This window comes from Pseudomonas sp. NPDC088444, assembly GCF_044900175.1.
Taxonomy (GTDB): domain Bacteria; phylum Pseudomonadota; class Gammaproteobacteria; order Pseudomonadales; family Pseudomonadaceae; genus Aquipseudomonas.
In genome coordinates this window covers 94,274-114,695 of sequence record NZ_JBJDNK010000002.1, presented here as the reverse complement: position 1 = coordinate 114,695, position 20,422 = coordinate 94,274, and the positions used below count along the sequence as shown (strand labels likewise).

Annotated in this window: 22 protein-coding genes and 1 pseudogene; 19 read left to right on the top strand and 4 right to left on the bottom strand. The window is 61.8% G+C overall.

Features of this window, described 5'->3' with window-relative positions; genetic code table 11:
* Nucleotides 1-8 precede the first annotated feature (8 nt).
* The 7 genes from ACI2KB_RS04910 to pcaC all read left to right on the top strand — a co-directional run bounded on the left by ACI2KB_RS04910 (nt 9) and on the right by pcaC (nt 7,255).
* Nucleotides 9-635, top strand: a complete 627-nt coding sequence (locus tag ACI2KB_RS04910; protein WP_404631986.1) for a biliverdin-producing heme oxygenase — start codon at nt 9-11, stop codon at nt 633-635.
* Entirely contained in the window at nt 632-2,845 is a 2,214-nt protein-coding gene (locus tag ACI2KB_RS04905; RefSeq protein ID WP_404631984.1) for an ATP-binding protein, read from the top strand. The genes ACI2KB_RS04910 and ACI2KB_RS04905 overlap by 4 nt, the downstream gene beginning before the upstream one ends.
* Nucleotides 2,846-3,057: 212 nt before the next feature.
* Entirely contained in the window at nt 3,058-3,987 is a 930-nt protein-coding gene (pcaQ, locus tag ACI2KB_RS04900) for a pca operon transcription factor PcaQ (protein ID WP_404631982.1), read from the top strand.
* Between the two features lie 120 nt (nt 3,988-4,107).
* Nucleotides 4,108-4,827, top strand: coding sequence for a protocatechuate 3,4-dioxygenase subunit beta (gene pcaH, locus ACI2KB_RS04895; RefSeq protein ID WP_404631980.1), 720 nt, complete (start codon nt 4,108-4,110; stop codon nt 4,825-4,827).
* Nucleotides 4,828-4,838: 11 nt separating this feature from the next.
* Nucleotides 4,839-5,441: a protocatechuate 3,4-dioxygenase subunit alpha gene (gene pcaG, locus ACI2KB_RS04890; protein WP_404631978.1), complete on the top strand. Its 603-nt coding sequence runs from the start codon at nt 4,839-4,841 to the stop codon at nt 5,439-5,441.
* 45 nt (nt 5,442-5,486) lie between these two features.
* Nucleotides 5,487-6,851 (top strand): 3-carboxy-cis,cis-muconate cycloisomerase, encoded by a 1,365-nt coding sequence (locus tag ACI2KB_RS04885; protein ID WP_404631976.1) that lies wholly within the window; start codon nt 5,487-5,489, stop codon nt 6,849-6,851.
* A gap of 8 nt (nt 6,852-6,859) precedes the next feature.
* On the top strand, nt 6,860-7,255 hold the full coding sequence (gene pcaC, locus ACI2KB_RS04880) for a 4-carboxymuconolactone decarboxylase (RefSeq protein WP_404631974.1): 396 nt from the start codon (nt 6,860-6,862) through the stop codon (nt 7,253-7,255).
* 154 nt (nt 7,256-7,409) lie between these two features.
* Here the strand turns inward: pcaC and ACI2KB_RS04875 are convergent, their stop codons facing one another.
* Complete coding sequence (locus ACI2KB_RS04875; RefSeq protein ID WP_404631972.1) at nt 7,410-8,660, bottom strand: OprD family porin; 1,251 nt, start codon at nt 8,658-8,660, stop codon at nt 7,410-7,412.
* A 344-nt stretch (nt 8,661-9,004) separates the two neighbouring features.
* On the opposite strand from ACI2KB_RS04875, the gene ACI2KB_RS04870 reads away from it, so the two are divergent.
* The 12 genes from ACI2KB_RS04870 to ACI2KB_RS04815 all read left to right on the top strand — a co-directional run bounded on the left by ACI2KB_RS04870 (nt 9,005) and on the right by ACI2KB_RS04815 (nt 17,580).
* Nucleotides 9,005-9,892 (top strand): DMT family transporter, encoded by an 888-nt coding sequence (locus ACI2KB_RS04870; RefSeq protein ID WP_404631970.1) that lies wholly within the window; start codon nt 9,005-9,007, stop codon nt 9,890-9,892.
* Nucleotides 9,893-10,266: 374 nt separating this feature from the next.
* The gene (locus ACI2KB_RS04865) at nt 10,267-10,602 is read left to right on the top strand and encodes a hypothetical protein (RefSeq protein WP_404631968.1); all 336 of its coding nucleotides are present in this window, start codon (nt 10,267-10,269) and stop codon (nt 10,600-10,602) included.
* Between the two features lie 53 nt (nt 10,603-10,655).
* A complete protein-coding gene (locus ACI2KB_RS04860; protein WP_404631966.1) occupies nt 10,656-11,696 on the top strand; it encodes a type III secretion protein HrpZ in 1,041 nt (346 codons plus the stop codon).
* 39 nt (nt 11,697-11,735) lie between these two features.
* Entirely contained in the window at nt 11,736-12,110 is a 375-nt protein-coding gene (gene sctI, locus ACI2KB_RS04855; RefSeq protein ID WP_404631964.1) for a type III secretion system inner rod subunit SctI, read from the top strand.
* A gap of 9 nt (nt 12,111-12,119) precedes the next feature.
* Nucleotides 12,120-12,923 carry a type III secretion system inner membrane ring lipoprotein SctJ gene (sctJ, locus tag ACI2KB_RS04850; RefSeq protein WP_404631962.1) on the top strand — a complete coding sequence of 268 codons (804 nt, stop codon included), beginning with the start codon at nt 12,120-12,122 and terminating at the stop codon, nt 12,921-12,923.
* Entirely contained in the window at nt 12,923-13,456 is a 534-nt protein-coding gene (locus tag ACI2KB_RS04845; protein WP_404631960.1) for a type III secretion protein, read from the top strand. Before sctJ ends, ACI2KB_RS04845 begins: the two co-directional genes overlap by 1 nt.
* Before the next feature lie 22 nt (nt 13,457-13,478).
* On the top strand, nt 13,479-14,063 hold the full coding sequence (gene sctL, locus ACI2KB_RS04840) for a type III secretion system stator protein SctL (protein WP_404631958.1): 585 nt from the start codon (nt 13,479-13,481) through the stop codon (nt 14,061-14,063).
* Between the two features lie 211 nt (nt 14,064-14,274).
* Nucleotides 14,275-14,499, top strand: a complete 225-nt coding sequence (locus ACI2KB_RS04835; protein WP_404631956.1) for a type III secretion protein — start codon at nt 14,275-14,277, stop codon at nt 14,497-14,499.
* Nucleotides 14,486-14,917 (top strand): type III secretion protein, encoded by a 432-nt coding sequence (locus ACI2KB_RS04830; protein WP_404631954.1) that lies wholly within the window; start codon nt 14,486-14,488, stop codon nt 14,915-14,917. The genes ACI2KB_RS04835 and ACI2KB_RS04830 overlap by 14 nt, the downstream gene beginning before the upstream one ends.
* Nucleotide 14,918: 1 nt before the next feature.
* Nucleotides 14,919-17,018: a type III secretion system outer membrane ring subunit SctC gene (sctC, locus tag ACI2KB_RS04825; protein ID WP_404631952.1), complete on the top strand. Its 2,100-nt coding sequence runs from the start codon at nt 14,919-14,921 to the stop codon at nt 17,016-17,018.
* Entirely contained in the window at nt 17,015-17,221 is a 207-nt protein-coding gene (hrpT, locus tag ACI2KB_RS04820) for an HrpT family type III secretion system protein (protein WP_404631950.1), read from the top strand. The genes sctC and hrpT overlap by 4 nt, the downstream gene beginning before the upstream one ends.
* Nucleotides 17,222-17,223: 2 nt before the next feature.
* A complete protein-coding gene (locus ACI2KB_RS04815) occupies nt 17,224-17,580 on the top strand; it encodes a type III secretion protein HrpV (protein ID WP_404631948.1) in 357 nt (118 codons plus the stop codon).
* A 61-nt stretch (nt 17,581-17,641) separates the two neighbouring features.
* Here the strand turns inward: ACI2KB_RS04815 and ACI2KB_RS04810 are convergent, their stop codons facing one another.
* From ACI2KB_RS04810 to ACI2KB_RS04800, 3 genes and pseudogenes are all read right to left on the bottom strand, one after another.
* The gene (locus ACI2KB_RS04810) at nt 17,642-18,370 is read right to left on the bottom strand and encodes a methyl-accepting chemotaxis protein (protein WP_404632764.1); all 729 of its coding nucleotides are present in this window, start codon (nt 18,368-18,370) and stop codon (nt 17,642-17,644) included.
* Between the two features lie 129 nt (nt 18,371-18,499).
* Nucleotides 18,500-19,339 (bottom strand): annotated as a pseudogene (locus ACI2KB_RS04805) (cache domain-containing protein); the annotation flags it as partial.
* A 444-nt stretch (nt 19,340-19,783) separates the two neighbouring features.
* Entirely contained in the window at nt 19,784-20,398 is a 615-nt protein-coding gene (locus ACI2KB_RS04800; protein ID WP_404631946.1) for a phosphohydrolase, read from the bottom strand.
* Between the last annotated feature and the right edge of the window lie 24 nt (nt 20,399-20,422).

Sequence of the window (20,422 nt, the reverse complement as noted above, 5' to 3'; positions counted from 1 at the left end):
CACCGCCCTTGGTCGACGCCATCTCCGAATTCTCTATTCCCTCTGCCTGCGCGCCGCCTGCTAGCCTCTTGCAGCAACTGCGCATCGCGACCGCGGTGCAACATAAAGCGCTGGAAGCACGCTTGCCATTGACGCATCCCGATCTCGATACCCGCGCCTACACACGTGTCATCGCCGCCTATTATGGTTTTCACGCACCGCTGCAACGGCAGATCGATGCTTTCCTCGATGCTGACGCCGTCGATTCCGAACGGCAAAAAATCCCGGCGTTGATCAAGGATCTGCGTGCTCTGGGGTTCAGCAACGCCGATATCGCAGCGCTGCCGTTGTGCGATGAACTGCCGTCACTCGGTAGCCAAGCACAGTTGCTCGGTATTCAGTACGTGATGGAAGGCGCCACGCTGGGCGGCCAGGTGCTGCGGCGGATCATCGGCGCGCGGTTGGGCATCGATGCCAACAATGGCGGTGAATTTCTCGATGTGTATGGCCGCGACACCGGGCGGTTGTGGAAGGCGTTTCTCGCACGACTGGCTGAGTTCGATCACCCTGACGCCAACCCGCAGGTCGTGGACGCCGCGTGCGCGACGTTTTACTGCTTCGAGCAATGGCTGGACCGTGCGGGAGTGTTGCGATGACGTCTGAACTCGAGCCAAACCTCAATGCCTTGCTCCAGCGGTGCGCTGACGAGCCGATCCGCATTCCCGGTGCTATTCAGCCCCATGGCGTGATGTTGACCATCGATGAGCGGTCATGGACCGTTCAGCAGGCCAGTGCCAATGCCCCTGACGTGCTGGGTGTGGCTGCGGAGCAGGGGCAGCCGTTGTCCCACTGGCTGGGCGAGGCTACGACGCAGCGCTTGCAAGGCGCGCTTTCGAACGATTCGCTGGACGACCTTAATCCGTTTGCCGTGCAGGTGAATGCCGTTGCGTATGACGCTTTGCTGCACCGGCACGACGGGGTGCTGTTTATCGAACTGGAAGCGGTCGCCACTTCGGAGAGCGGCACATCCGTCGATCAACACCTGACGCGCACGCTGCGCCGCCTGCAGTCGGCAAAAAGTCTGGCCGATTTGTACGAGATCAGCGTCAACGAGATTCGCGCGCTGACCGGCTATGACCGGGTGCTGATCTACCGTTTTCAGGAGCAGGGCCACGGCCAGGTGATCGCCGAAGCCGCCACCCCTGAGCTGGACACCTACCAGGGGCTGTTTTTTCCGGCCAGTGACATTCCCGAGCAGGCGCGTGAGTTGTACCGCCTGAACTGGCTGCGGATCATTCCCGACGCCACCTACGTGCCGGTGCCGCTGGTGCCCGCGCTGCGTCCGGACACTGGTCAGCCGCTGGACATGAGTTATGCAGTGCTGCGCAGCGTCTCGCCGATTCATTGCCACTACATGCAGAACATGGGCGTGCGTTCATCGATGAGCATTTCGCTGCTCAAGGACGATCGTCTGTGGGGCCTGATCAGTTGCGGCAACCGCCAGCCGCTGCAAGTGCCACACGCGTTGCGCGCTGCCTGCCAGACCATCGGCCAGGTGCTGTCGATGCAGATCGGCGCGCTGGAGGATCTGGCAGCGCAACGTGAGCGCAGGGCCAAGGACGGGTTGCTGGTGTCTCTGGCCGAGTCGATGGCGGCTGCCTGTGGGGACGTCTATCACGGTCTGGTCGAACGCTCTCGCGACCTGATGGATCTGACCGGTGCCACAGGCGCCGCAGTGGTGATTGACGATGCTGTTCATCTGTTCGGCCAGTGCCCGGCGGCGGACCAGGTCAAATCGCTGCATCAGTGGCTCAAGGCGCAACCCACCGCAGTTTTCGAAACGCCGAGCCTCAGTGCAGTGTTCCCCGAGGCGCAGGGGTATCGCCGGTTCGCCAGTGGACTGCTGGCATTTACCTTGCCCAAGCCGGTCGATAACGCGGTCATGTGGTTTCGTCCCGAGATCAAGGAAACCGTGCAGTGGAGCGGCAACCCCGACGCATCGAAAGTGATCGTTGCCGACCGCTTGCAGCCACGTGAGTCGTTCGAAGCCTGGAAGCAGGAGGTCGACGGCATCTCGCGCCTGTGGACGGTGGGCGATGTGTATGCGGCCACCGACTTGCGGCGTTCAGCGTTGGAGTCTGACCTTGCACGGCAAGTGCTGCGCGAGCAGGACGCCGTGCGCGCCCGGGACGAACTGGTGGCCGTGGTGTCCCACGACCTGCGCAGCCCGCTGACGGTGATCAGCATGCAGTGCGGCATGATGCAACGGGTGATCGCGGCCGATGTCAGCCCCGCGTCCAAACGCCTGAATTCGGCCATCGACACGCTCCAGCGGGCGACGGCACGCATGACCACGCTATTGGAAGACTTGCTGGACACCTCGAAGATCGAAGCCGGGCGTTACCTCATCGACGCCCAGACGCTGGAACTGAGCCAGTTCTTCGAAGATGCCTGGACACTGCTTACACCGTTGGCGCTGAACAAGTTCATCGACCTGTCGTTCACCGGAGAGCCGGACCTGAAGATCCTGGCCGATCCTGAGCGGATGTTTCAGGTGCTGTCGAACCTGGTGGGCAACGCGATCAAATTCACGCCCAAGGAAGGCAAGATCAGCGTCACGGCGACGGTGGAGGGGCATTTCGTGGCCGTCAATATCGTCGATTCCGGGCCGGGCATCGCAGCGGATCAACTGCCCCATGTGTTTGAACGCTATTGGCGGATTCGTGAGGGCAACCCGAGTGGCACCGGGTTGGGTCTGTACATCTCGCAAGGCATCGTGAAGGCCCACGGTGGTGAATTGACCGCCACCAGTGAGCTGGGGGTGGGCAGCGTGTTTCGTTTCACGTTGCCGTTGGCGACCCTGTAATCATTGAATGGGGTGAATGCAGTACGTCAGTCGCTGACGATGTCTTCGCTCCCTCGCTTTGGCCAGCACGCCGGCTCCCACAAGTCTTGAGCCGAATCCTGATCGGGTGTTTGACGCTAAATCTGTGGGAGCCGCCTTGGTGGCGAATACGGCGGTTCATTCACCGCGAGGTATAGGCTGCGCACCGTTGCAAAGAACAAGGTCGTTTTAACGTGAACATCGACACCCGCATCAAATTCCGCCATCTGGTGTGCTTTCTCGAAGTGGCGCGTCAGGGCAGTCTGGCCAAGGCTGCCGACAAGCTCGCGATCAGCCAGCCTGCGCTGTCCAAGACCCTCAAGGAGCTGGAGGGTCTGTTGTCGGCCAGTCTGTTTCTGCGCAGCAAGAGCGGCGCTGCATTGACCGAAGCCGGTGTGGCGTTCATGCGCTATGCAGGGCCTTGTGTGCAGGCGCTGCGCGAAGGGGTGAACAGCCTGCGATCTGGCGAGCACGAACCGCTCACTGTGCGGCTGGGCGTTTTGTCGACGGTTGAAAGCCTGCTGGTGCCTGAGGTGATCTGCCGCCTGCATGCCCGTCACCCGGCGTTGGTGGTCAGTGTCGCGACAGGCCCCAGCGCCTATTTGCTGTCGCAACTGCGCTTGGGTGAGCTGGATCTGGTTGTCGGGCGCATGACCGACAGCCCGCAAATCCTCGGCCTGAGCTTCGAGCACCTGTACAGCGAATCCATGACGCTGGTGGTGCGCGACGGCCATCCGCTGTTGTCCAGCACCGACACCCAAGGTTCGCTGGAAGACTTTCCACTGGTGTTGCCACTGGCGGGCACCACCATTCGCAAGTTCGCCGACAGCCTGTTCGTCCAGCACGGCATCCGTGCGCCCCGGCAACGACTGGAAACCCTGTCTCTGACCTTGAGCCGTCGTTACGTGCAATGCAGCGATGCGGTGTGGATCGCGCCGTTCGATGCGGTGCGCCAGGACTTGAATCGGGGTGAACTGGTTGAGCTGGAACTGGGGATTCGCGAACCGGGCGGCTCGGTGGGGCTGTGCAGCAATCCGGCGTTGCCGTTGTCGATTGCCGCTCAGGGTTGTGCCGAGGTGTTGCGCGAAGTGGGGCAGGCTTACCGTGAAGAGCGCTTTCCGTAGCCGGTATCCATAGCCGTCATCCATAACCAAACGGTTATGGATGACGGCGTTCTTTTCAATTTTGCCGAAGGCGGCTAAGCGGGACACTGCCAACCTCCAACAACTAGAAAGGAGCCTGGCATGTCCGACGCCCACGACAGCCGTTTCGCCATTCGCGACCGCAATTGGCACCCCAAAGCCCTGACCCCTGATTACAAGACCTCGATCCTGCGCTCGCCGCGTCAGGCCCTGGTGAGCATTCCGCAATCGGTGTCCGAAACCACGGGGCCGGATTTCACTCACCTGCAATTCGGTCATCATGACGCCGATTTGCTGCTCAATTTCAACAACGGTGGCCTGCCCATTGGTGAGCGCATCATCGTCGCTGGCCGGGTGATCGATCAGTACGGCAAGCCAGTACCCCACACCCTCGTGGAGATGTGGCAGGCCAACGCCGGTGGTCGCTACCGCCACAAAAAAGACGCCTACCTCGCACCGCTGGACCCCAATTTCGGGGGCGTGGGCCGTTGCCTGACCGATCGTGACGGCAACTACATCTTCCGCACTGTCAAACCCGGCCCTTATCCATGGCGCAACGGCCCCAACGATTGGCGCCCGGCGCACATTCACTTCTCCATCAGCGGTCCGTCGATCTCGACCAAGCTGATCACCCAACTGTATTTCGAAGGCGACCCGCTGATCCCGATGTGCCCCATCGTCAAGTCGATTGCCGACCCGCAAGCGGTGCAGAGCCTGATCGCCAGGCTCGACATGAGCATGGCCAATCCGATGGATTGCCTGGCTTATCGCTTTGACATCGTGCTGCGCGGTCAGCGCAAGACTCACTTCGAAAACGTCTGAGGAGGTTGATCATGCCCGTTCACATTTTGCCGGAAACCCCTTCCCAGACCGCTGGCCCTTACGTGCATATCGGCCTGGCGCTGGAGGCCGCGGGCAACCCGGCTCGCGAACAGGAAATCTGGAACGAAATGGCCAGGCCCGGTGCGCCTGGCGAGCACATTCTGCTGCTGGGGCACGTTTATGACGGCAACGGTCACCTGATTCGCGACTCGTTTCTGGAGCTGTGGCAAGCCAACGCCGACGGCCAGTACGAGACCGATTACGACCTGAGCAAACCCTTTAACAGCTTCGGCCGCACGGCCACTGCCGACGAAGGCGAGTGGGTGGTCAAAACCATCAAACCTGGCGTGGTGCGCAACGCGGCCGGGGTGCCCATGGCGCCTCACGTCAACGTCTCGCTGTTCGCCCGGGGCATCAACATTCACCTGCAAACCCGCCTGTATTTCGATGACGAAGCACAGAGCAATGCGGTGGACCCGGTGCTCAATCTCATCGAGCAACCCGCCCGGCGCCAGACACTGGTGGCCAAACGCTGCACCGTCGACGGCAAAGTGGCCTATCGTTTTGACATCCGTGTGCAGGGCGAAGATGAAACCGTGTTCTTCGACTTCTGACCACGGCGGGACCTACGCTATGGACGAGCCGTCAGGAGCAGTACGTTGAGCAGACCCACACACCAACTTTTCGACCGTTACTTCACCCAGCAGGCCATGGCCGAGGTCTTTTCCGATCACGGTCGTGTGCAAGGCATGCTGGATTTCGAGGCCGCACTGGCCCGGGCCGAAGCCGCCATTGGCGCGATTCCTCCGGAGGTGGTGCAGGACATCGGCGCCGCCTGCGATGCCTCGCTGTATGACTTCGATGCGCTGGCCATCGCCATTGGCAATGCAGGCAACTCGGCGATTCCACTGGTCAAGGCACTGGGCAGACAGATCGCGTCGCGCAACGAGGCCGCCGAGCGCTATGTGCATTTGGGGGCGACCAGCCAGGACGTGATGGACAGCGGCCTGGTGTTGCAACTGCGCAAGGCCATAAACCTGTTGGAGCAGGATCTGGGCCATCTGGCCGAAGCACTGGCGCAACAGGCTCAGCGGCACGCGGGCGTGGCCATGGCCGGGCGCACCTGGCTGCAACAGGCGACGCCTGTGACCCTCGGCGCGAAAATCGCCGGTTGGCTGGGGGCGATCACGCGCCATCGCCAACGCCTCAAGGAGCTGCGACCGCGCGTGTTGTGCCTGCAATTCGGCGGTGCCTCGGGCAGTCTGGCGGCATTGGGCGAGATGGCGTTTCCGATTGCCGAGGCGCTGGCCAAAGAGCTGAAACTCAATCTGCCGGACCAGCCTTGGCACACTCAGCGCGACCGTCTGGTGGAGTTCGCCAGCCTGTTGGGGTTGATCGCCGGAAGCCTCGGCAAGATGGGGCGCGACATCAGCTTGCTGATGCAGACCGAAGCCGGGGAGGTGTTCGAACCGGCAGCGGCGGGCAAGGGCGGTTCATCGACCATGCCGCACAAACGCAACCCGGTGGGTGCCGCAGTGATGATCGCAGCGGCCACTCGCGCACCGGGGCTGGTGGCGACGATGTTCAGCGCCATGCCTCAGGAGCACGAACGCAGCCTCGGGCTGTGGCATGCCGAATGGGAAACCCTGCCCGAGTTGTGCTGCCTGGTGTCAGGCTCGTTGCAACAGGCGCTGGTGGTGGTTCCTGGCCTTGAAGTGGACGCCGAGCGCATGCTGCGCAATCTGGACCTGACCCAAGGGCTGGTACTGGCCGAAGCTGTCAGCATCGCCCTGGCGCAACGCATCGGTCGCGACAAGGCGCATCATGTGATCGAGCAGTGCTGCCGTCGCGCGGTGGAGCAGGGCAAGCACCTGCGTGAAGTGCTTGGCGCCGAGCCCGAGATCACCGCGCAGTTGTCGGCCTCCGCGCTGGATAGCCTGCTCGATCCCACTCACTATCTGGGGCAGTCTCGGCGTTGGGTCAAACGCGCCGTGGCCGACCATCAGGCTTTCAATCTTCGTTAGGACCAAAAATGGACGAGAAACAACGTTACGAGGCGGGCATGAAAGTGCGCCGCGAAGTGTTGGGCGATGCTCACGTCGATCGCAGCCTGGAAAAACTCACGCCGTTCAACGGCGAATTTCAGGAAATGATCACCCGCCACGCCTGGGGCGACATCTGGACCCGTCCGGGTTTGCCGCGCCACACCCGCAGCCTGATCACCATCGCCATGCTGATCGGTATGAACCGCGAAGGCGAATTGAAGCTGCACTTGCGTGCGGCGAAGAGCAACGGCGTGACCCGCGACGAGATCAAGGAAGTGCTGATGCAGAGCGCGATCTACTGCGGGATTCCGGCGGCCAATGCGACGTTTCATCTGGCTGAGGAGGTGTGGAACGAGTTGGGGGTTGAGTCGTTGCAGGAATAACGTCCTGCAAACCCCGTCTTCCCTGTGGGAGCGAATTCGTTCCGGGCGGCGATCCGACGATGGGCCATTGCGTCCGATGTATCTCTATCGTCTGTACGATTTTTTCGCGAATGAACTCGCCCCCACAGGGGATTGGTGTTGCCTGAAGGGGCCGTTACATAATCGAAATCGGGTAACTGACAATCAACCGGTTCTCATCGAACGCGTTGGTGCTGAAGTCCCGGCGCATGGTCGAGTTGCGCCAGCGCACCGACAGGTTCTTGAATCTCCCCGCCTGAATCACGTAGGCCAGTTCCGATTCCCGCGCCCATTCTTCGCCATCGGTGATCGTCCCGGTGTGCACGTTGTCGCCCTTGATGTAGCGGTTCATCAGCGTCAGGCCCGGTACGCCGAGCGCTGCGAAATCGAAGTCATGACGCACTTGCCACGAGCGCTCTTTGGCGTTTTCGAAGCTTGAGTTGTAGCTGTCGTTGGCCAGGGTGCCGCCGCTGGTGCCATTGACGCGCATCCACGCGCTGTCGCCGCTGATTTTCTGCAAGCCCACGTAGAACGTGCTCGATTGGTAACGGGCCGAGAGCAGGGCAGACCAGGTGCGGTTATCCAGAGCACCCGCCAACGCACTGCCGTCTTCCTTGCCGGTGAAGTAGCCGAGGTTGGCGCCCAAGGTCCAGTCGCCCACGCCCTGTTTGTGCACCAGGTTGAAATACTTCTGCCGGTAGATGTCTTCCAGTTGCGCGTACCACATGCCGATCTGGGTCTGCTTGTCGTTGAAGGTGTACTCGGCGCCGCCGAAGTTGAAGCGATCCGAGGTGAACGCCGCTTTGCCGAACAGCGACATGTCTTCCATGCTGGCGTCGTTACGCGGGCTGTTACCTCGGAATTGGCCGCCATACAGCGTCACGCCGCTGATGTCCTTCGACGTGATCTGCCCGCCGCGAAATGTCTGGGGCAAGGAGCGGCCGTCGTCAGAGCGCAGAATCGGCAGGACCGGCATCCATTCGCCGATCTTCACTTCAGTGTTCGACACCTTCGCTTTGGCTGCCAGCGCAAGACGACCGAAATCATCCGCCGGACGACCGTTATCGTGGATCGGCAGCAACTGCGTACCGCCCGAGCCTTTGCCACCGTCAAGCTTGACCGAGTACAGCCCCAACGCGTCGACACCGAAACCCACGGTGCCCGGCGTGTAGCCGGAGCGGGCATCGAGGATGAAGTTCTGGGTCCATTCCTGCGCGAGTCCCTGGGCGTGCGCCGGGTCGACGAAGTTACGGTTGATGAAGAAATTGCGCAGGTTGAGATTGACCTTGGCGTCGTCGACGACCCCGTCGGCATTGGCCGCAAAAGGGGTCAGGGCGCTGGTGGCGATGGCGACGCAGAGAGCGCTGAAAACAGGGGATTTGTGCATCTTGAGACCTTTTTTGTAGTTATGAGTGGCGCGAAACCGAAGTCCATGGTGCGAGGCGGGTGAGCAAGGGATCAATCGGGTAAAACGGCTTTTGGGCGATAATCGCCCAAAAATTAACCAGTTAGTCCATAAAATATCGTCCGTGTATTTCACTTGTCCGCGTGGAGTGTTCCTCTGATGACCAGTGTCGAAACGGCGGCTGACCGGCGATTCAGAAAAACAACTGAATGTTTCATGAATGTTTGGTCATCTGACGACGCCTTCTATATGCTTTCTGCGTCTACCCTAATGCCCGGAGAGGCAGCGGAACGACGAAGCACTCACGCAAGGCCAAAGGACAGCTGATGAGTACCACCAGCACGCCGCTCTCCGGCGTCAACCAACCGCTCAAGGGCATTGCACTGATCGTCCTGGCGACGTTTCTGTTTTCCAGCCACGACACCCTGTCCAAATACCTCTCCGGCATCTACCCGATCATGATGGTGGTGTGGGTGCGCTATGTAGTGCACACCGGATTGATGGCCTGCATCTTCATGCCGTCGTCCGGGTTGCGGGTGTTGCGTACCAAACGTCCGGGGCTACAGGCGTTGCGGGCAACCTGTCTGTTGGGCACCAGTCTGCTGTTCACCAGCGGGCTGATGTACATCCCGATTGCCGAGGCCACGGCGGTCAACTTTCTTGCGCCGTTGCTGGTGACGGCGTTGTCGGTGCCGTTGCTCAAAGAGAACGTCTCCCGCGGGCAATGGATCGCGGTGTTGGTGGGATTTGGCGGGGTGATGGTCATCGTGCACCCCGGTGGCGAACTGTTCACGCCCGCCGTGCTGCTGCCCTTCGGTTCGGCGTTGTGTTTCGCCTGTTATCAACTGCTGACCCGATTGGTGGCCGCTCACGACAGCCCGACCACCAGTAACTTCTTCGCCGGGCTGTTCAACAGCCTGCTGATGAGCGCCATCGTGCCGTTCTTCTGGCAGTCGCCGGCGTGGACTCATATCCCGTTCATGCTCGCGCTGGGGACGTGCGGGATGGTCGCGCACTTGATGCTGACTCAGGCGTTTCGCTTCGCTGCCCCTGCGTTGCTGGCGCCGTTTGGGTACTGCCAGATTGTGTTCGCCGGATTGTGGGGGTACGTGGTGTTCAATCACGCACCGTCACTCACGGCTCAGGCCGGCATTGCGATCATCTGTCTGAGCGGGCTGGCCGCGGCCTGGCAGCAGCGTAAGGCGGGCGGCTAGGCCGTTACGCCCTTTCCCCGCGAGAGATCGATGGTTGAAGGCGCATTCTCTGAGGGCGTCTCGCTCGTTCGCGATGTCGACTGACGGACTGCTTTCGCCACCAAGGCGGCTCCCACAGGTTTGGCTGTTTACTCACGTGCCAGGGCGGGCGACAAAACGTGGGAGCCGCCCTGGTGACGAAAGCGGAAGGGCAGAAACATCCACGCCCGCTGACAAACGGCTCATGGCCGTGCACATCGCCTCGTCTTTTTCAGGTCTTTGCGTACGAAGCGCAGAGGCAGAAAAATTACGCTTCCCCACGGAACCGATCCTGCCCTCGATACCACCCATCGACACCAAGCACTTTCGCTGGTGATGACCCAGGAGTATTCGACATGGCAATTAACCCAATCTCGATGGCTGGCAACTTCGCAAACAGCCTGATCAGCGGCGGTGGCCAGGCCGCTCAGCAGGCCGCCAGCGCCGTCTCCAACTTCAAACAGGAAAGCAACATCACCGACGCCGCTGGCCCTTCCAAGGCCGAAGCCGCACAAAGCGCGGCCACCGAAAAGGCCGATGCCAGCCAGGCTCGCCTGATCGCGATGCAGACCGACGCCGACATCCGCAAACAGACCAACGACGTGCTCAGCGCCATCCGTTCCGGCAAGGAAGACAGCGCGAACAAAGCGATCAGCGCCGAGGCACAGAACGCCAAGGGCATCAGCTACTGATCATTCAGAGTGCCCCCTGAAAACGGGGGCATCCACCTGACGTTGGAGGTTTCATGCTTAGTCTCAATGCCAGTATCAACCCGCTGCAGAACGCCCACATCGGCACGGTGATTTCCACCGGCGGGATCGGTGGTCAGCAAGGCCCGCAGCAGTCGTTGAAGGATGTGATCAACCAGTTGGCCGATGCGCTGACCAAGGACGGCCATCTGGATCAAGACTCCCCACTGGGCAAGATGGTGGGCGATCAGATGAAGAAAATGAACCCGCTGGCCGCCCTCGGCGGTGGTTCGCCGGACATGGTCAAGGCCGCCTTGGGCGAATTGATCAAGGACAAGCTGGGCGACAACTTCGGTGCCGCCGCGGATTTCGGCCTGGGTGGCGGTTCGGGGACCGGCGCAGGCAAACCCGATCTGATGTCCCAAGTGCTCAATGGCCTGGGTAAAGCTTCGTTGGATGACCTTCTCAGCAAGCAGGGTGATGGAACGAAGTTTTCCTCGGACGACATGCCGCTGCTGGACAAGGTCGCGCAGTTCATGGATCAGAACCCGAGCAAGTTTCCGGCGCCGGACTCCGGCTCCTGGAAGAACGAGCTGAAAGAGGACAACTACCTCGACAAGAGCGAGACCAGCGCTTTCCGTGCAGCTCTGGACATGCTCGGTGGTCAACTCGAACAGCAGCAGAACGGCATCGGCGAGGGCGGTGGCCAGTTGGGCAACACGCTGGCGGCCGATCCGTCCGGCGGGCAGAGCGGACTCAGCGGCAATCCCACTCAGGACCTCGGTCAACTGCTCAGCGGGCTGTTGCAGCAAGGCCTGAATGCCAACGCGGGCAATGGCAACAACGTCGGCGGTGGCCTGGGGTCGCCGGTCAGTGACGCGTTTCAGTCGGGCAATTCCGGCCATAGCGTGACCCAGGATCTGGGCCAGTTACTGGGCGGCCTGATCGAAAAAGGCCTGGAGGCCAGCCAGAACGGCGGCAACAACATCGGCGGACACAACCCGCTGTTTGCCCAGCACGACCTGCAAAACAGCCTGGGGCAAGCGGCCAATGCCATCGTCTCGGCGCTCCTGGGCGCGGACAAAAACCTCGCCTGATTCGTCAATCGTTTCGACACCGTCTGCCGGAGAATCCCCGTGACCGTTTCCAACATCAATCAACTCAAATCGCCATCCCCCGATCTTGAGCCACGGCTTGATCAGGGACTGGTCAGCGGGCCTTCGCAGGCGGATGTCGACCTGTTCAATGCGGCGATGCGTCCTGACGCGGCGCTGCAACCCAGTCAGTTGTCCGAACAGATCGCCAGCGCGCTGTCCGAACGGCTGGGCACGATGGACAAGTTTTCCCAGCAGGCGGTGCGCAAGATGAAAAAGGCGTCCACCACGGACGACCCGCTGGAGATCGCGCAAATGAGCCGGTCCCTGTCCCAGTACTCGCTGCAAATGGCGTTGACCACCAAAGTCGTCAACAAGAGCGCTCAGGCGTTCGACAAGCTGACCAACCTGCAATAGAGGTCTGCCGTGAGATATCTGACCGCAGCGCTGATGTGCCTGATGTTGCTGCTCAGTGGGTGCAGCGACGAGACCGATCTGTTCAGTGATCTGTCCGAGCAGGACTCCAACGACGTGATCGCCAGCCTGGCCGATCAACACATCGACGCGCGCAAGCGCGTGGAAAAGACCGGGGTGGTGATTTCCGTCGCCACCGCCGACATCAACCGCGCCGTGCGGGTGCTGGATGCTGCTGGCTTACCCCGGCGCTCACGCACCAGCCTGGGCGAGATTTTCAAGAAAGAGGGCGTGATTTCGACGCCACTGGAGGAGCGCGCCCGCTACATCTACGCGTTGTCTCAGGAGCTGGAAGCCACGCTGTCGCAGATCGATGGGGTGATTGTCGCCCGGGTGCATGTGGTGCTGCCCGAGCGCATTGCGCCGGGGGAGCCGGTGCAGCCTGCGTCGGCGGCGGTGTTCATCAAACACACCTCGGCGCTGGACCCGGACAGCGTGCGCGGACGGATTCAGCAGATGATCGCCAGCAGCATTCCCGGTATGTCCGGTGAGCCACTGGACTCGAAAAAATTCGCCATCGTGTTTGTGCCCGCAGCGGAATTTCAGGACACCGAACGGCTGGTTCATTTCGGCCCGTTTCTGGTGGACAGCGATAACCTCGGGTTCTGGAAAGGCGTGCTTTGGGCATCGCCCGCGGCAGGAGTGCTGTTGATCCTGTTGCTGATCCTGGCGCTGCGCAGCGACTGGCGTAATGCGTTGCTGCAACGCATCGGACTGCAACGAGGAGAGCGTTCGAGCCTGCCGGTGCGCGCCTGATGGACACGGTCAACGCGCGCTGGATTCAGTGGTGGTGCGCGCCCTGGCAAGGGGCACATCCCGGCTGGATCGAGCCGCTGGCTCGGGCGTGTGGATGGCCTGCAATGGGCGCAGAACAGCTGTTGCGGGGGCGGCACGCGGCGTTTCTGTCCGAAGTGGGCATCACGCCCAGTCAACCCCCCGAGCCGGTGGACGGCATCGTGCAATGGCTGTCGTTGAGCGCCGGGCAGCAGGCCTTGGCGCTGCGTCTGGTGGCGAGCACTTGCCTGGGATGGCCTTTGCAGGATGAGGAGAACACCACCCACGAAAGCTGGTGCCGCGCGATTGCCAAGGCGTTGCGTCCCGGTGCCTGGCTCGATCCTGGGCTGAGCGACCCCCGCGGGCTGTTGGCGGCGTGGGCCGGGGAGGCGTGCTGGTCCCGTCTGCGGCTGAGCTGGGCACCGGACGTCTTGTCAGCGTCGGTCATCGACCTGCCCGCGAACAAATTACACACCCTCTGGCACGCCGTGCTCTGGCGTGTCACGAACGCTTGAAACCCCTTGAAAGGAATCCGACATGCTCGCCAAACGCAGCCTTTCTCTGGCGTCCTCCGCCGTCCTGGCCGAACCCCTTCTGCGCCGAGATGACTTGGTCGACCTGCAACGCGCTTGCGAAGTGTTGCGCAACGCCCATCTCGACGCGCAGCAGATCCTCGTCGATGCCAGGGAGCAAGCGCAGCGAGAGCGGGATCAGGCACTGGCGCAATTCTGGATGGACGCCAATGCGGTGCTTCAGGATCTCGAGCAGCAACGCCAGACCTTGCAGCGCGAATCCATGGCGGCGGTGGAAGAGCTGCTCAACCAGACACTGGCGCGCCTGCTGGACGAAACGACGCTGGCCGAACGCACCCGCGCCCTGGTCCGTCATCTCGCGGACAGCCAGCGTTACGCCGTGAGCGCCACCCTCAGTGCTCATCCCGACAGGCTCGACGCCCTGGCGGACTGGCTCACGGACAGTCGGTTTTCCGAGCACTGGCAACTCAAAGGCGACCCGCTGATGCCCCCCGAAGCGCTGCGCCTGAGTGATGACAACGGCGCGTTCGATATCGAGTGGGCGTCGTTGCGCCGTGGGTTGCTGGGCACGGATGCCACAAACCTGTAGCCGACCGGCTTCCCGATGGTGTCGATAGCTGGCGTCACCCTCTCTAGCGTCTGCCTTGTTGGCGGCAGCGATGCCACACGCCACCGCAGGCAAGCCATGCTGCTACGGACATTCCTGGCGTGACCTCGCCACGTTTTTGTGATTGCGCAGGGAACCAGATCCCGCGCCGCTCCCACTCAGGGCATGAACCCTTACGTCGGAGTTGTCCGCAATGATCAGTTTCAAATCCCTGCAAAACCACCTCGACCACGCCTACAGTCGCGCCCAGAACGACATGGAAGACGCCGCCGAAACCGCGTCGGAAAGCGGCACCATGGAAGACCTTCAGGCGTTCAACGATGCGTCGCAACAAACCAACGTCGCCAACATGATCCTCAATGAAGGGTTGCGCGCCAAACACGGCATCACCAAAGCGATCATCGATGGAATTCAGTGAGTTCACGGCGATCCTCGCCCAGTGGTGTGAGCAGCGTCCGCTCGCGCCACTGGACTGCTGGATCGACGACGCCAACGCGAGGCTGGCCGTGCTCGGCAACGGCGTGCGCATCAGTCTGGACCTGCTGGACCCCTACGACGGCAGCGACCCGCAACGCCTCGACGCGCTGCTGGCGCAAGGCGGCGCCAGTGTGGCTTGCGATTGCGCAGGCGCGCTGGCCATCGACCCGGACAGCCGTTGCGTCGTCCTGCTCACTTGGCTGGCCGATCCCTGCGGTCCCGCTGATCTGCTCAACCGGCTGGAACAACTGGCCAACCAGCGTGCAGCCATGCTGAGCCTGATGCAAACCTCCATGCGCCACGCCACGGCTCTGTCGTCGCCTCGCGCCACCTTCAATACCTGGCAACCAGGAGTGTGAAATGCGCAAGGCCTTAATGTGGTTGCCTTTGCTGATGATCGGGGTCGCAGCGCCCACGCTGGCGGCGGTGCCCGACGCCTGGAAACACACCGCGTACGCCTACGATGCGCGGCAGACCGACCTGGCCACCGCGCTCAAGGATTTTGCCAAAGAGTTCGGCATTGGCCTGGACATGGCGCCGATTCAGGGCACCCTCGATGGGCGTATCCGCGCCCAGAACCCGCAGGAATTCCTCGACCGGCTGGGGCAGGAGCACCATTTCCAGTGGTTCGTGTACAACGAAACCCTTTACATCAGCCCCACCAGCGAGCAGACCTCCGCGCGCATCGAAGTCTCCCCTGAAGCGGTGGATGACTTGCAGCAGGCGCTCTCCGATGTCGGTCTGCTGGACAAGCGTTTCGGCTGGGGAGCCTTGCCCGATGAAGGCGTGGTGCTGGTGCGCGGCCCGGCCAAGTACGTCGATTTCGTGCGCAACTACAGCAAGAAGGTCGAGGCGCCGGAAAAAGCCGAGAAGCAGGACATCGTGGTCCTGCCGCTGAAGTACGCCAACGCCGCCGACCGCACCATTCGTTATCGCGATCAGCAACTGACGGTGGCGGGCGTTGCAAGCATTCTTCAGGAACTGCTGGAGAGCCGGTCCCGTGGCGAGTCCATCAATGGCGTGAATCTGCTGCAAGGGCAGGGTGGCGCCAACGGCATGTCAGCGAACAACGGTGCCGGGCTGAATTATGGCGGTCTCGAAAGCGGCGGTTTTGACACCAATGCGCTGGAACAGGGGCTGGATCGGGTGCTGGGCAGCAGTGGCAAACGGGGCAGCAGCTCCGGCGCGTCGGGAGGCCGTTCCAGAATCCGCGTCAGTGCAGACGTGCGCAACAACGCCGTTTTGATCTACGACCTGCCCAAACGCAAGGCCATGTACCAGAAACTGGTCAAGGAACTGGACACCCCGCGTAACCTGATCGAGATCGACGCGGTCATCCTCGACATCGACCGCAACGAACTGGCCGAGCTGTCCAGCCGCTGGAATTTCAACGCGGGCAGCGTCAGCGGCGGTGCCAACCTGTTCTCTCAGGGCACCAGTTCGACGCTGTTCATTCAGGACGCGGGCAAGTTCGCCGCCGACCTGCACGCCCTGGAGGGCAATGGTGCGGCCTCGGTGATTGGCAACCCGTCGATTCTGACCCTGGAAAACCAGCCTGCGGTGATTGATTTCAGTCGCACCGAATACCTGACCGCCACCTCCGAGCGGGTCGCCGATATCCAGCCGATCACGGCGGGCACCAGTTTGCAGGTCATCCCGCGCTCGCTGGAGAAGGGCAACAGCTCCCAGGTGCAACTGATCGTCGACATCGAAGACGGCCAGATCGACACCTCGAACATCAATGAAGATCAGCCTGCGGTGCGCAAGGGCAATGTCAGCACCCAGGCCGTCATCGCCGAGCACGGTTCGCTGGTGATCGGTGGGTTCCATGGGCTGGAGACCAACGACAAAGTGAACAAGATCCCGCTGTTGGGGGACATCCCGGTGATTGGCAAACTGCTGTTCCAGAACCGCACCCGCGAACTGAATCAGCGCGAACGGCTGTTCATTCTGACCCCGCGCCTGATCGGCGATCAGGTCAACCCGTCGCGCTACGTGGAAATCAGTAACCCCCATGACGTCGATGATCAGATGAAGCGCATCAAACAACGCCGTGATGGCGGCGAAGAGCCGACCCGTGGCGATGTGCAAAATGCGTTCACACAGTTGCTAGACGGTGTGGCGCCAGTGGGCTTCAACAGTGGCGAAGCCTTGCCGTTCGAACCTGACAGCCTGTGCGATCCGGGCGTGGGGCTTGAGCTGGATCGCCAGCGTTCTCAGTGGTTCTCGCGCAAGGATTGGGGCATCGCTGTGGTGGTGGCGAAAAACACCACCGCAAAACCGGTGCGCATCGATGAAAGCCGGTGCGGCGGGCGCTGGGTGATGGGCGTCAGCGCCTGGCCTCATGCCTGGTTGCAACCGGGTGCCGAGAGCGAAATCTACATCGCCTTGCGTCAGCCTCAGGTGTCGACCAAGGCCAAACAAAACCGACCTTCGCTGCTCAAGGGGGCTGCACGATGAATCTGCGCGGTTGCGTCATTCTTCTGCTGTTGTTCGCCACACTGGGCGGCTGCGCGATGCATTCCGGCTGCGCCGGTTACGCCTGCAAACGCCCGGACTCCAACGACCGGGAACTGGTGATCTGGTGGCCACCCGACATGCGCCAGGGGATCGACGAGCGTGATCACGAACAGGACTTCACCGTTGTGCCACTGAAGGATTGAGCATGATTCGGGTATCGGAAAAAAAGGCGTTCTACGCGCACGTCGCAGCTGAGCAGGCGGCGATCTGGCCAGTGGCAACCGGCGTGGCGTTCGTCAGCCGTCGGGAACATCGGGATTGGGGCATCGCCTTGCACATCGAAGGCAGGGCGCTGCGCCCCGAGCAGTTACGCGACGCATTGGAGCGACGCTTCGCTCAGGCGGAAATCTTCAACGAATACTTTCTGTTTCTCGACGTGCAGAGAGATTTCGTGGTCTGGCACGCGGTGCCGGACGTGTCGGAATCGACGATGAGTCTGGACAGCATTCGCCAGCATGAGTTGATGCTGGCGGGGTTGGAGCATTTGAATAACGACTTGTAGCAGCCTGGCTTGCCTGCGGCGGCGTCGGTGAACTCGCCACCACAGGGTGATCCCCTTTGAATCAGGTCCTGAACCGCCGCACCAACCCGTCCAGTTCATTGGAAAGCGCCGCCAGATGGCTTGAGTCGCCCCGCGCCGAGTCGGCCAGCTCGGCCACGCGCTGGGCGTCGCCGTGGATCTGGCTGATGTGGCGGTTGATGTCCTCGGCCACCTGATGCTGTTCTTCGGCGGCGGTGGCGATCTGCGTGTTCATGTCACGGATCACGTCCACCGATTCGCGGATCTGCCCGAAACTGCTGCGGGCCTGGCCGATCTTCGCCACGGACTGTTGCGACACATCGAGACTGGCGTGCATCTGCTGCGCCACCGATGCGGTGCGTTTGGCCAGGTTGCCCAGCAGCGTATCGATCTCGGCCGTCGAGTCAGCCGTGCGCTTGGCCAGGGCACGTACCTCGTCGGCGACCACCGCAAAACCTCGCCCCTGCTCACCGGCGCGGGCCGCTTCGATGGCGGCGTTGAGCGCCAGCAGGTTGGTTTGCTCGGCAATCGGGCGGATGGTGTCGAGAATCGACTGGATGTCGTTGCTGTCCTTCTCCAGTTGAGACATGTCGCTGGCCGATCGGGAAATCTCGGCGCTCAACTGATCGACACTGTGCACTGCATCGTCGATCTGGCGCTGCCCCTCGCGGGCCTGACGCTGGCCGTTGTCGGCGGATTCGGCCGCCTGGCTGCATGAACGGGCCACTTCGTTGGCGGTGGCGACCATCTCATGGAAGGCGGTGGAGACCATGTCCACCGCCTCGCGCTGGCGCCCGGCCGCTTCGGCCATTTCGTTGGACACACGGGTCGAGCTGGCGGAACTGTCGAGAATGCGGGTTGCGGCCAGACTGATGTGTTGAATCAGGCCACGAATCGCCGCCAGAAACTGGTTGAACCAGTTGGCCAGTTGCGCGGTTTCATCCTTGCCGCGAATCGTCAGGCTCTTGGTCAGATCGCCTTCGCCTTGAGCGATGCCCTCCAGACCATCGGCGACGCCGCGAATCGGGCGCACGATCAGGGTCGCGAAACTGGCGCCGACGAGGGCGAAAATCACCGCCAGCACCCCGGCGATCACAGCGATCAACCACGTCAGGTGAGTCGCCGAACTCATCACTTCGTCCTGTTTGATCAGGCCGATGAAGCTCCAACCCAGTTGATCGGACGGGAACACGTTGGCCATGAAGTGTTCGCCGTTGAGGCTGACTTTGGTCAGCCCCGGCCCGGCCTTGGCCAATTGGCTGAAGCCATCGCCCAGCTCACCGAGTTTCTTGAAGTTGTGTTCCGGTTGCTTGGGGTCGACCAACACGGTGCCGTTGTTCTCGATCAGCATCAGATAGCCGCTTTCGCCCAGCTTGATCTGCTTGACGAGGGTGGTGAGCTGCTTCAACGAGACGTCGATGTTGACCACGCCGCCGGAACTGCCCAAGGCGTTGTTGACGGCACGCACGGTGCTGACCAGCACGGCGTCGTCGCCTGCCCAGTAATAGGCCTCGGTGCGCAGGGTTTTGCCGGGGTTGGCCTGGGCGGTCTTGTACCACGGGCGTTGGCGTGGGTCGTAGCTGGCCATCTTCGGGTCACCCGGCCAGAACGCGTAAGTACCGTTGGCCAGGCCGTAAGAGACATAGGAATAGGCCGGATGGCTTTTGGCGATACTGGCGAAAAAGTCGAACAGTTGCTTGTCGACCTCCGTCTGCGCGATGTCCGGCGCCTGAGCGCTCATGTAGCTTTTCACGCCTTCACCGGCAGCGGTGATCAGCGGGTGGGCCGCCAGATAGTCGACGTTCTGGCTGATACCTTCGAAGCACAGTTGCATGGCGTTGGCGACCTGGCGAATCTCGCGGCCGCTACTGTCGACAAAATCGCGCTCGGCGTCGTCCCGCAGATTGATAATGACCAGCGTCGCGACGAGGACGATCGGCAGGCACGCAATCACCGCAAAGGCCCAGGTCAGTTTTTGTTTGATGTTCATCGGCGCTCCTGATTGTTCTTGTAGATCACACGTATAACGGCCGCCGCAACGCGGCGGCGAGGTCGATCAGGACAGTGCGATGGGAAAGGCAAATCCGTCTGATGGTATGCCAGTATCGGCCTGCGGTGACGTTTCTTGAGGCATGCCGCGATAAAGACAGGTGCGATGAGAGGCCGACAGGCCAACGGCACTCGCTCAGTAAGGCCACGTTGACATCAGCAGGCGTTCGCAGAATCCCCCCGCATTGATACGGTGGTCGTGGAATGACAAGACGTCGGCATTGATGGTGCCTTGCGTGCTTTTCGGGCGATGCAGTTGCCCCGTGGCCAGGGTGTGCAGAAATTTGAGCTTGAACCCTGGCTCCCGAGGGAAGGCGCTGAGTACGAGGGCTAGCACGCCCGGACAGAACGCCTGGCAATGGGTGCCCAGCAGATCGGTTTCCACGGCCGCTGCGAGCAGGGCGGTCAAGGCCGCTTTGTAATGGGGAATGCCAGGCGTGGTGTGCAGAGCTATGGCGTCCCAGACCTGCGCGATGTCCGCACCGGAACGCCCATAGCCTCGCAAAAACTGCGCTGCTGCGTCGGCGCTGTCGACCTCGAAGCGTTGCTGGGAGTGGCCATACAGCGGCGTGACACCGATGCGCAGAAACAGGGCGCTGATGTAGAGCAGTTCCGGGTCATAATGCAGTTCGCGGCTGTGCCCCAAGAGGCTGGCGAACACGAAGGTGCGCAGCGCAGCGTCGAACATCAGCCTGGTTTGCGTTTCCCGCATCAGCTCGCTCGCGGCGCGGGCCATCGCGCTGTCGGGCATGAGGATTCCAGCAACGTATCGGGT